9 protein-coding genes are annotated in these 12,020 nt (G+C 61.9%); 4 read left to right on the forward strand and 5 right to left on the reverse strand.

The features are described from left to right. Positions 1–22: 22 nt before the first annotated feature. Positions 23–2,140 (forward strand): M13 family metallopeptidase, encoded by a 2,118-nt coding sequence (locus tag V4529_12955; GenBank protein ID MES2359235.1) that lies wholly within the window; start codon positions 23–25, stop codon positions 2,138–2,140. Positions 2,141–2,285: 145 nt separating this feature from the next. Then, the gene (locus V4529_12960; GenBank protein ID MES2359236.1) at positions 2,286–3,911 is read left to right on the forward strand and encodes a M20/M25/M40 family metallo-hydrolase; all 1,626 of its coding nucleotides are present in this window, start codon (positions 2,286–2,288) and stop codon (positions 3,909–3,911) included. Positions 3,912–3,996: 85 nt separating this feature from the next. Here the strand turns inward: V4529_12960 and V4529_12965 are convergent, their stop codons facing one another. After that, on the reverse strand, positions 3,997–4,251 hold the full coding sequence (locus tag V4529_12965) for a hypothetical protein (GenBank protein ID MES2359237.1): 255 nt from the start codon (positions 4,249–4,251) through the stop codon (positions 3,997–3,999). Positions 4,252–4,583: 332 nt separating this feature from the next. Here V4529_12965 and V4529_12970 point away from each other — a divergent pair, with 332 nt between their 5' ends. Together V4529_12970 and V4529_12975 are read left to right on the forward strand one after the other, a co-directional pair. Continuing rightward, on the forward strand, positions 4,584–5,084 hold the full coding sequence (locus V4529_12970) for a YajQ family cyclic di-GMP-binding protein (GenBank protein MES2359238.1): 501 nt from the start codon (positions 4,584–4,586) through the stop codon (positions 5,082–5,084). A gap of 3 nt (positions 5,085–5,087) precedes the next feature. Beyond that, positions 5,088–5,636 carry a GNAT family N-acetyltransferase gene (locus V4529_12975; protein MES2359239.1) on the forward strand — a complete coding sequence of 183 codons (549 nt, stop codon included), beginning with the start codon at positions 5,088–5,090 and terminating at the stop codon, positions 5,634–5,636. Positions 5,637–5,650: 14 nt separating this feature from the next. On the opposite strand, the gene V4529_12980 is transcribed toward V4529_12975, so the two are convergent. The 4 genes from V4529_12980 to V4529_12995 form a co-directional block, all read right to left on the reverse strand. Further along, positions 5,651–6,049, reverse strand: coding sequence for a prepilin-type N-terminal cleavage/methylation domain-containing protein (locus V4529_12980; GenBank protein ID MES2359240.1), 399 nt, complete (start codon positions 6,047–6,049; stop codon positions 5,651–5,653). Between the two features lie 211 nt (positions 6,050–6,260). Next, positions 6,261–7,439: an efflux RND transporter periplasmic adaptor subunit gene (locus V4529_12985; protein MES2359241.1), complete on the reverse strand. Its 1,179-nt coding sequence runs from the start codon at positions 7,437–7,439 to the stop codon at positions 6,261–6,263. Continuing rightward, complete coding sequence (locus tag V4529_12990; protein MES2359242.1) at positions 7,436–10,612, reverse strand: efflux RND transporter permease subunit; 3,177 nt, start codon at positions 10,610–10,612, stop codon at positions 7,436–7,438. Before V4529_12990 ends, V4529_12985 begins: the two co-directional genes overlap by 4 nt. After that, entirely contained in the window at positions 10,613–11,923 is a 1,311-nt protein-coding gene (locus V4529_12995; GenBank protein MES2359243.1) for a TolC family protein, read from the reverse strand. Positions 11,924–12,020 lie beyond the last annotated feature (97 nt).

The raw sequence follows: 12,020 nt of genomic DNA on the forward strand, positions 1-12,020 counted from the left end.
CCGACCTCCGAACAACTCAGCGATGCCAAACAGACGCATCCCGGCCGTGGCCATGCACATTGCGAGCGCACGCTTCGTAACCACGCTCACGCTTACCATAATTGCGATTGGAATCGGTGCGCCTTCACTCCGCGCACAAGCGACCGCCAGCTCTGCGGTGCCGATTCCGCCAGTACTCAAGGTCTTCGACCCATCGTTTATCGATACGACCGCTCATGCGTGTCGCGACTTTTTCGCGTTCGCCAACGGCGCGTGGCTCAAGCGCGATACGATTCCCGCGGCATTTTCGACGTCGGGTGTCGGCAAGGACATGACCGACGCGAACGAACTCGTAGTGCGCTCGGTTCTGGACGAGGCGATGGCATCGCGCCACAGCGAGCCGGCGACCAGCACCCGCGCGAAGCTTGGCACTTTCTACGCGACGTGCATGGACTCGACGCTCGCTGAGAAACAAGGCGTGAGCCCGATTCGCGCGCAGCTCGACGGCATCTCAGCGATCAAAACGCGCAGCGAGCTCGTACGACAGATTGGCGAGTTGCAGAAATCAGGCGTCGGAGCGCTCTTCGAATTCGGTCCCGGCGCCGATCCGAAGGACGCGAACCACTATATAGTGTGGGTCAGCCAAGGCGGGCTCGGCATGCCGGATCGCGACTACTACACGAAACCCGATCCCGCGTCGGATTCGCTCCGCAGGAAATACGTGGCTCACGTCGAACGGTCGCTTGTGCTCGCGGGTGAATCAGCCGCTGACGCGGCGACCGACGCACAGCGTGTGATGACGCTGGAGACCGAGCTCGCAAAGGCATCGATGACACGCGTAGCGATGCGCGATCCAAACGCGACCTATCACAAGACCGCGCTCGCGGATCTCGAGCGTACAGCGCCGGCAATCGAGTGGCCGAGCTATTTCCGGACTGTCGGACTCACCGTTCCGGTGCAGTTCGTCAACGTCGCGCAGCCGGAGTTCATTCAGAAGGCGAGCGCCCTCGTCCAGACCGCTCCAATGGAGGAATGGCGCGCGTATCTCAGGTACCATCTCATCTCCAGTGCGTCGCCATGGCTCAGCTCGCCATTCGCGAACGAGAGCTTTGCCTACTCGTCGCTCTACAGCGGCGCGAAGGAGATGCTCCCGCGCTGGAAGCGCTGCCTCCGTGCCGCCGATCGCCAGATCGGTGAGGCGCTGGGCCAGGCGTACGTCGACAGGACGTTCCCGCCAGCGGCCAAGGCCGCGGCGAAGCAGGTGATCGATGACATTCGCTCGTCGTTCCACGATCGTCTCCTCGCGCTTACGTGGATGTCCGATTCCACACGAAAGTATGCGCTTACCAAGCTCGCGAAGATGAACGAGAAGGTCGGATATCCAGACCACTGGCGCGACTATACCGCGCTGCGCGTCTCCGACGGCGCGTTCGTACACAATGTGTTCAACGCAAACGTGTTCGAGTGGAACCGCGTCATCAATCGCCCCGGAAAGGTTGTCGACAAAACCGAGTGGGGAATGACTGTGCCGACCGTCAATGCGTACTACGATCCGTCGGTGAATGAAATGGTCTTTCCTGCGGGTGCTCTGCTCCCGCAGACGTTCGACGCGAGTGGCGACATGGCTGCCAACTACGGCGCGCTCGGCGGAAGCTGGGCTGGTCACGAGCTCACGCACGGCTTCGACGACGAGGGCCGCCACTACGACGCCGACGGCAACCTGCGCGACTGGTGGGTCGCGAGCGACACGTCACGGTTCGACGAACAGGCACAACGTATAGTCGATCAGTTCAACGGCTACATCCAGGTCGATACGACGCACGTGAATGGCAAGCTGACGCTCGGCGAGAACATCGCTGATTACGGCGGCCTGCTCACTGCCTACGACGCGATGGAACGCGCGCTCAACCGCACCGGAAAGCGCGAAACCATCGACGGTTACACTCCGGAGCAGCGCTTCTTCATCGCCTACGCTCAGACCTGGCGCGAGCATTCCCGGCCCCAGACGATGCTCACCAGAGTGACAGTCGACCCGCATGCACCCGCGGAATGGCGCACCAACGGTCCGGTTTCGAACATGCCGGCCTTCGCGAAGGCGTTCAACTGCAAGCCAGGCGATCCCATGGTTCGCCCGAAGGACCTCGTGCCACAGATCTGGTGATCACTGCCGGCGCCACTGGCGCCGGTCGTCCGCTCGCGCCACGTTATCCGCTCGCCCGCCGTATGTAGGGCAACGATCCGGGTGCCTCCATCGCGCCCACAGACCGCCCGCTCGAAAGAGCGGGCTCACTCCAGCTCTGGTCAGCATGCTTCGTAAGACACTGTTTCTTGGCGCGCTCCTCGTCGCGCCGTACATCCCGCTGCACGCCCAATCCTTCCCAACCGATGACCCGATCATCAAGCGAATCTGGGCGCTCGGTATGGACAGCACGCACGTTTATGAGCTGTCCCAGGCACTCTTCGATTCCGTAGGCCCGCGACTGCAGGGCGGCGACGAGCTTCGCGCCGGCAACGACTGGCTCGTGAGCAAGTACAAGTCGTGGGGCATCGAAGCCCACAACGAGCAGTATGGCACCTGGCGTGGATGGCGTCGTGGTTACTCCCACATCGACCTGATCTCACCACGCGTTCGCTCGCTCGAAGGACAGATGGTGGGCTACAGCCCGGGTACCGGCAAGAAGGACCTCACGGCGACCACGATCATTCTGCCTCGCTTTGCCGACAGCACCGAATTCGTCAAATGGCTCCCCAACGCCCGCGGGAAGTTCATCCTCGTCTCCGCGCCGCAGCCGACCTGCCGTCCCCGCGAGGACTGGGCGACCAACGCCACGCCCGAGTCCAGGGCTCGCATGGACAGCCTCCGCACGGCGATCAACGCCGAGTGGGGCGGCCGCAACGTTCGCGGAACCGGCTACAGCCTCGCACTCGGCGGCGGTGAGCTCGGCAAGCGCCTCGAAGAAGGCGGAGTTGCCGGCCTCATCACGTCACGCCCGAAGGACGGCTGGGGGACGATCGAGGTCTTCGAGACCTACAACACCCGGGCGCCAACCGTTGCGCTGAGCTGCGAGGACTACGGTCTCGTCTTCCGTCTTACGGAAAACAAGCAGAACCCGCAGGTTCGGATGAACCTCGACGCCGATCTGCTTGGTGAGCGTCCTGTGTTCAACACGATCGCCGAGATCAAGGGAACGGAGAAGCCGAACGAGTACGTGATGCTCTCGGCGCACTTCGATTCGTGGGATGGCTCCTCCGGCGCGACCGATAATGGAACGGGCACCATCACCATGCTGGAAGCGATGCGGATTCTCAAGCAGGTATATCCGCACCCCAAGCGCACGATTCTCGTCGGCCACTGGAGCGGTGAGGAAGAGGGCGAAGTAGGATCCAAGGCCTTTACCGAGGATCATCCTGAAGTCCTCAAGGGACTGCAGGCGCTCTTCAACCAGGACAACGGAACAGGTCGCGTCGTTCGCATGGGCGGCGCTGGTCTTCCGAATGCCGCTGTCCACATCGAGCAGTGGCTGTCCAAGCTTCCGACGGTCTTCCAGGAGCAGGTCAAGTTCAACGGACCTGGCTTCCCGGCCGGCGGCGGAAGCGATGACTTCTCCTTCGGCTGCAATGGTCTGCCAGCCTTCGGACTCGGCGCCCTCAACTGGGACTACGGGAACTACACCTGGCACACCAACCGCGACACGTACGACAAGATCGTCTTCGACGACCTCAAGTCCAACGCGACGCTCACGGCGATGCTGGCCTACCTCGCCTCGGAAGATCCGACGATGATCACGCGCGAGCGTGTCGATCTCGTCGCCGAGGCAGCTCGCATGGCAGCGCAGAATCCCGCAGCTACCGGCAACGGGCGGTTCCGTGCGCCGACGACCTGGCCCGCGTGCGTCAAGGCGCCGCGGACGACGAACCCGCGTCTCAAGTAATCAGATCGCGGTCTGAAACAAGGATCCCCGGCTGCGCAACCGATGCGCAGCCGGGGATCTGCTTATGTGGGCGTCGCGGTGGACTTTAATCGTTGTCCAGCATTGCTTCCGGATGCGGCTGCGCCGGTCCGTCGATCAGCGCCAGCAGCGCACGATCGCTCAGCTCCTGCCATCCAGCCGGAAAGCTCCAGAATCGCCGAATGACCATCTCGTTGAGAGCGATGAGCGACTTTCGGGCGACCGATCCGTCGCTTTCGGACATCTCCATCTCGCGCACCCGCCATTTCTTTCCCTGAGCGTCGGCCACGTCGCGGCACGCCCCCTGATGCTGGGTGTTCACTGTTCAGCGCATGATTTGGCGAACGACCGATTCATCAGAACCCACAGTTCAGAGATAGCTGCATAATTCACGGCACTTCGGACGTATCCGAATTGGCAAGCCAGCGAATCACCGCGAATTGCGAGCCAGTCTGGCGCAAATCGTGGCGATCAGCCCTACTTTGATTATCGCGGTGCGTAAATGCATTTCTTGAGTTTGCAGGCGACTGGATGAATCAACGCCGTGCATATGGATCGAACAAGCGTTCCAGCCCGATGAATTCCGCCGCCAGCGCGGCTAATTTTTGATGTGAGCCGGACTTCCGGCACCTGAATCGCAACCTGAATCCGACCATGGCACAACTGAATTCATTCGACGTGACGACGGGCGTAGATATGCAGGAAGTCGACAACGCAGTCAATCAGTCGCAGAAGGAGATCGGCCAGCGGTATGATTTCAAGGGCTCCAAATCGACGATCGAGTTCAAGCGCGCCGAAGAGATGTTGGTGCTTGTTGCAGACAGCGAGTATCAGATGAAGGCACTTACCGACGTGTTGTGGGGCAAGCTCGTGAAGCGCGGCGTTCCGGTAAAGAACCTCGACATTGGTGAAGTTAAGCCTGCCGGCGGTGATACTGTGCGGTGCGAGATAAAGCTCAAGACCGCGCTCGACACTGACACGGCAAAGAAAGTCGCTGCAGCGATCAAGGAAGCCAGGATTCCCAAAGTTCAGGCAGCGATTCAGGCGGACCAGGTGCGCGTGAGCTCGCCATCGCGAGACGATTTGCAGAATGCCATGGGTGTACTTCGCGCCGGCGACTTCGGCGTCGAGTTAAAGTTCGGCAACTATCGCTGAGCGATGGTGTTATCTGTCACAAACGTCGATCAGCTGACAATTCGCGCCGCGACGTGCGAAGACGCTCCCGCACTCGCGGAATTTGCAGAGCGATCGTTTCGCGATACGTTCGGATGCGACAATGTGGAGTCCGACATGGCGCAGTACGTCGCGCGTGCGTTCGGTGAAGAGACTCAGCGTGCCGAGCTTGCCGACTCGCACCGCGTCGTCCTGTTGGCGGAAATCGGCGGCGTGATTGCGGGCTATGCGCAGCTGATGAATGACTCCGCGCCGGACGATATCGCGATGGAGCGATCGGTGATCGAGCTTGAACGGTTTTATGTCGCGCACGAGTGGCATGGGCGCGGAATCGCGCAGCAGCTCATGGCGCGTGCGACGGAGGCGGCAGATCGGTCGGGTGCCGCGACGTTATGGCTGGCCGTGTGGGAGCGTAATCCCAGAGCGATAGCTTTCTATCGCAAATCCGGATTTGTGGACGTTGGGTCCAGGCTTTTTCTGCTTGGCAGCGACCGTCAGACGGATCGTGTAATGAGCCGGCTACTGCCGAGCTGAGCTGCCACAGATAGTCAGTTGCATGCTGGCGCGCCGTCGAATACCGCTGGTGCAACAGGAGCCGTTCCGACAAATATCGCGCATGTATGGCCTGGCGCGTTCAGGTGCGTCGCCTTGGCACTCCAGCCCGACACTCCGGAAGCGGTCGCGACGACGGTGACATTCTGCGATGCACCGAATGTGTTCGTCGAATCGCTTGGTGTCGTGTAGGTGTGTGAGAAGTAGGCGCCTGAGTTGGCGGATGCGTACGCCTCTTCCGATATCTCGAGATTCTTGAGATCGGTCTTGACCGCGGTAAGGTACGCCCGCTCCTTGACCGCGCTGTATTGCGGAATTGCGATCGCCGCGAGAATTCCGATGATCACGATCACGATCAGCAGCTCGATGAGGGTAAAGCCTCTGCCGACTCTCAATGGGTTTGCCCTCACGTTGACAGGTCTCCGGTAAGCGTTGCGTTCTGACGGACACCACTGGACTTGGCAACGCCCGCGCCACGTTGTGGCACGGATCGTAAGACCTTGCTGCGTAACGCTTTAGGTCGCTGCCCGGGCTCGGCCAAACGTTTGATGCCCGTTGTAATCCGCAACCACTATTGCGTTTCGCGGCTGTGTCGGCCGATCTTCGTCAGCTGCCCGCAGGCACCTTGACCGGCTTGATAGCGTGACCGTCGCGGATGTCGTCCGAGGGGTTGAGCGCGACCGTCGCTCCCTCGTCCACACCCGATAGAATCTCTACCGTGGCGCCGTAATCACGTCCAACGGCGACCTTGTGATAGTGCGCGACGTTATGGTCATCTATCACGATCACCTGAGTGCCGCCGGCATTGAAGAGAAGCGCATTGGCCGGCACCACAACCGGCGCGACCATTCCGCCGGTCGCAAGATCTACCTGCACGAAGCTTCCGGAGAGCAGCGAATGATCGGTATTCGCGACGTCCACTTCTACGAGGAGAGTCCGCGTGCCGGGATCGAGTGCTGCAGCAGTGCGTGCAACCTTGCCGGTAAATACATGGTCGTGCTGCTCGGCCAGCGACACGCTTGCCTTCTGTCCGATCTGAATGGAAGGCGCGAGCGATTGCGGCACGTTCACGTAAACGCGCATTGTGTCCGTCTGCGATACGCGAAATAGGCCAAGTCCGCCGGTGCCGGCGCCACTGGTGCCTGGACTCACGAGGGTGCCGACATCGACATTGCGCGCGGTAACCACGCCGGCGAACGGCGCAGTGACCTTGCTGAATCCCTGCACGCTCGTGAGGCGCTGAACGTTGGCGCGTTGTGCATTCGCCGTAGCGGCGCTCGCCTCGTACGCCGCTGTCTTCTCATCCAGTTCCTGCTGGCTCACTGCACTGTCGCGCGCGAGTGACTTCCATCGGTCCAGGTCGCTCTTCGCAAGCGCGAGTGACGCGTTTGCCTGACTCAGCTGCGCCTTCGCTTGCTGTACTTCCTGATCCACTTCGGGTGCTTCTATGGTTGCGAGCACCTGTCCGTCCTTCACGCGGGCACCGATGTCGGCATACCACTGGCGGACGTATCCAGCTGACCGCGCATAGACGACGGCCTCGTGCAGTGGCTGAAGTGTGCCGGGCAGAACGAGCGGCGAGCTCTTTGCTCGCACGGCTGTAGAGACCGAGGTCGGCATGGCGGTGTCGGAAACCGCGCGGACTTCGTCAGCCAGCGCGCGTCGCTGCGCGATGCGGGGAATGATTCCGATCGCCAGCAGGATCATGATGATGGCGGCGAAGACCGGCAGTGTCGCGCGTGAGCGGCGTAGCGGGGCGGGGGAATGCGATGATGAGTGCGTCATGAGTGCAACAGTGGGTCATCCACGCCACCCGGTGGTCGGATGCGCAGAACGCTGTAAACAACGGGAACGAGCACGAGTGTCGCGACTGTCGCGATGATCAATCCACCTATCACCGCTCTGCCAAGTGGTGCATTCTGCTCACCGCCCTCACCGAAGCCGAGCGCCATGGGAAGCATGCCGATTATCATCGCGAGCGCAGTCATGAGTACCGGCCGAAGACGAGTCTTGCCTGCATCCAGAGCCGCCTCGACAGCATCGAGCCCGTCTGCCCGGCGGGAATTTGCAAAGGTGACGACGAGGATACTGTTGGCGGTCGCAACGCCCATCGCCATCACCGCGCCCATGAGCGACGGAACACTGAAAGTCGTGCGCGTGACGAAGAGCATCCATACGATTCCGACCAGCGCGGCTGGAAGCGCCATGATGATAATGAAGGGATCCAGCCACGACTGAAAGTTCACGACCATCAGGAAGTACACGAGCAGAATCGCGAAGGCCAGACCAAAACCCAGTCCGGTGAACGCCTCGCGCATGCTGGACACCTGTCCCCGCATCACGATAGTCGTCCCGAGAGGCATCTTTTTCTGTATCTGTGCGACGACGTGATCGATGTCGCGCGCGACGCTGCCAAGGTCGCGGCCTTCCGCGCCGGCGTAGACATCGTACACGCGCTGCACATTATAGTGGTCCACCACCGCCACGCCACTTCGCCGCGATCCGGTGGCGAGGTTGCCGAAGAGCTGTGGTGCCACACCAGCGGCGATCACTGGCGTCGATTCCAGATCACTGAGCGATGACAGGCGATATTCCGGCGTCTGCACTGCAACCTTGTACGACACGCCGTTCTGGGGATTGAGGAAGAAGTTGGGAGCCGTCTGGCCGCTCGAGCTGAGCGAGATCAGCAGACTGTTCGCAACGTCGCGCTGCGTGAGGCCGAGTTGGGAGGCACGCGTGCGGTCGACGGTGAAGTACAGCTCCGGAGCGTCGATGACCTGTTGCTGGCGTACGTCCACCGCTCCCGGGATGTGCCGCATGGAGTCGGCGATCTGGCTCGCGACCGCATACCCGTCGACGTTCTTGCCAGGCACCACCTGCACGTCGATTGCTGCTGGAAGACCAAGGTTGAGTATGCGATTGACTATGTCGGCCGGCTGGAACGCGAACGTGACACCGGGAAACCGCTGTCTGAAGTCGTCACGAAGCATGTTCATGTATTCGGCGGTCGAGCGAGCGCGGCCCTCATTGAGCGAGATCAGCAGCTCTGCATCCGCCGGCCCGATCGTCGCGTTGTCGCCCGTCGACAGGTTGATGCTGCTGGACGGAACTCCGACGTTCGCGAGGATCAGCCCGAGATCGCGGGGCGGAACGTCTTCGCGAATCGCGTGCTCGACCTGCGCTATGATGGCGTCGGTCTCCTCGAGTCGCGTCCCCGCCGGCGCACGGACATGAACTCGAAACTGGCCCGCGTCCACACGAGGAAAGAAATCCTGGCCTACGAACGGGAGCAACACCAGCGATGCGAGTACGGCAGCCGTTGCACCCATGGCGACGCGACGCCGATGCTGCAGCGCCGTCGCCAACACGTTGCTGTACCATGCGCGCATGCGGTCGAAATGCGTCTCGAACCAGCGATTCACGCGCCAGAAGATGTCCGACACGGCCGCACCGCCGTGGTGCGCCGCGTACATCGTGACTTCAGCTGGCAGCAGATACCGCACCATCAACGGTACGAGAGTACGCGACAGAACGTACGAGGCGAGCATCGCGAATATGACCGCCATCGCGAGCGGTTGAAACAGCGCGCCTGTGACGCCTCCGAGGAAGAACACCGGCGTGAACACGACACAGATGGCGAGAGTCGAGACGAATGCGGGTACAGCTATCTCGTCGGCACCATCGAGAATCGCCTGCATGAGCGGCTTGCCCGTTCCCAGATTTCGATGAATGCTTTCTATCGTGACCGTAGCGTCATCCACCAGGATTCCGACTGCGAGCGCGAAGCCGCCAAGAGTCATGACGTTGAGACTCTGACCGAGCGCGGCGAGGCAGATCATCGAAACGAGGATGGACAGCGGGATCGACGTCGCCACCACCAGCGTGCTGCGCCAACTGCCGAGGAAGAGCAGTATCATCGCTGCCGTCAGCAATCCGGCGATGATCGCTTCGCGAAGCACCCCGTGCAACGACGCGCGCACGTACAGCGACTCGTCCAGCATGAGGTTGAGCGATACACCCGCGGGAAGGGCCGCCTTGACGGCCGGCAGCGCAGCCTTGATGCGCGCGACGACGTCCAGCGTCGAGGCGTTGCCGTTCTTTACGACGCTCTGATAGACACCGCGATGCCCGTTCTCCCGTACGAGATTCGTCTGCACTGCATAGCCGTCGCGAACCTGCGCCACATCCTTGATGTAGACCGTGGTTCCGTGCACCGTCTTGATCGGCATGTCGTTGAGCATCGCCGCGACGTCAGGAGTGGAGTTCAGTCGTATGTAATACTCACGACTTCCGAACTTCGCCGTCCCGGAAGGCAGTACGAGATTCTGTACGTTGATTGCGTCGCTGACATCCGATGGTGAGACGCCTTTTGCGTACATCGCCGCCGGATCCAGGTCGACCATTACCTGGCGTGCCTTGCCCCCGTACGGCAAGGGAAGCGATGCACCCTGCACGGTGGCAAGCTTGAGCCGCATCGTGTTGGTCGCCAGATCGTAGAGCTGAGTCTCTGACAGAGTCTTGCTGTCGACGCCGATCTGCAGCACCGGAACGTCCGTCGCGTTGAAGCGAAGGATGATCGGCGGCTGAATTCCCGGTGGGAGATTCTTGACCGCGGTCTGTGAGGCGGAGGTGATCTCCGCGAGTGCGGTCGGTATGTCGGTGCCGGGCTGGAAATAGACCTTGATGACGCCAACGCCGTTGATCGACTGCGATTCGATGTGCTCGATGCTTCCGACGGTCGCGCTGTAGTAGCGTTCCGCAGTCGAGACGATTCGGCGTTCCATCTCTTCCGGCGGCATTCCACCGTACTGCCACACCACCGTCACGAGCGGAATGTTGATGGCGGGGAAGATGTCGGTCGGCATCCTGAGCGCCGAGACGACTCCGAACAGCGCGATCAGTATCGAAACCACGACGAAAGTGTATGGCCTCCGAAGTGCCAGCTTGACGATCCACATCTATCTGAGCTCCCGGCCGAGCACGCGCTCGAGTCTGGCTCGCGCGATCTGATAATCGTAGCGTGCCTGGACGAGCGAAGTTTCTGCCTGCGCGAGATTGAGCTGCGATGTTACCTCATCGAGAAAGGTCGACGCGCCGGCTCTGTACCGCAGCTCCTGCACGCGTAGATCCTCGCGCGCAGCATCGACTGCCTCGCGCGCGAATCCGATTCTCTGCGCCGCCACTGTCGCGTCGTCGTACGACTTCACCGCGTCGGCGCGCACACCGCGCTCGGTATCGACGGCTGTCGAGTGTGCTGCCACCGCATCCGCCTCTGCACGAGTCACGGAAGCGCCACGCTGGAATCCGTTGAACAGCGGGTAGGAAATCCCGAGCTGCAACGTCCATCCGCCAACCGGGCGCGGATTCACCGAGCGTTGTTCCAGCCATCCGTAACCGCCGCTCGCAAGAACGGTGGGAAGGTACTGTGCGCGCGCTGCCGTAATCGCCGCGTCCGCCGATTGCGCGGCGGCTGTCGCGGCACGTGCCACCGGCGCTGCGCTCACTGCATTCCTCACCAGCGAATCGCGAGAGACCGGAAGCGGAAGCGAATCGTCGCCGGGCACCGGCGCGGCATCTACAGGTACGTCGCTGCCGATCGCTCGGGCCAGTGCGAACTGGCTCGCCGTCTTCTGCGATCCAGCCGTTGCAAGCGCGTCTCGCGCCGTGGCCAGTGCGACCCGCGCGCGAAGTACGTCGGAGCGTGTCGTCGTGCCCGCGCGCAGCCGACTGTCGGCGTCCCGCATTGCGAGCTGTGCCTGTGCAACCTGCGCTGTAGCGACATCGACGAGCTCGCTCGCCCGCAACACGTCGAAGTAAGCCTGCTTGGTCGCGAGCCGCACGTCGTATTCACTCGCGGTGAGCCCTGCATCCGCAGCGACCTGTTGCGCATCGGCGCTCTGGCGCTCTGCACCCCGTCGTCCACCCGTGAAGACCGGAACCGCCGCCGAAATCCCGGAGCCGTACGTATCGTCCAGAGGGCGGACGGAAGACGACACCGGAATCCCGTTGGTGACGCTACTTCCTCCTTGAACAGTCGTTCCACGACCGGCGCTGGAGGCGACGCCGAGTGATGGGAGGTATTCGCCGGTAACAACGCGGCGGTTTGCTCGGGCAGTCGTGACCGCTGCCTTGCCCGCCGCGAGCGCCGGATTGACACGCGCGGCCATCGCCAACGCCTCGGGCAGTGTTACGGTGCGAAGAGAGTCGGCCGGCTGCTGGGCGCGCATCAGCGCGGGTAACATCACGGCGGCGGCAAGAAGAGCGCGCACCCTGAGAGAAAGTGGAACCGGAATGTTGGTTGGAGCTGGGATGGTACGACTTGATGGCGGCTTGAGCGGCGGCGGTGCCCTGCCAGGACAGATACGC

It is taken from the genome of Gemmatimonadota bacterium (genome assembly GCA_040388625.1).
GTDB lineage: Bacteria > Gemmatimonadota > Gemmatimonadetes > Gemmatimonadales > Gemmatimonadaceae > Fen-1247.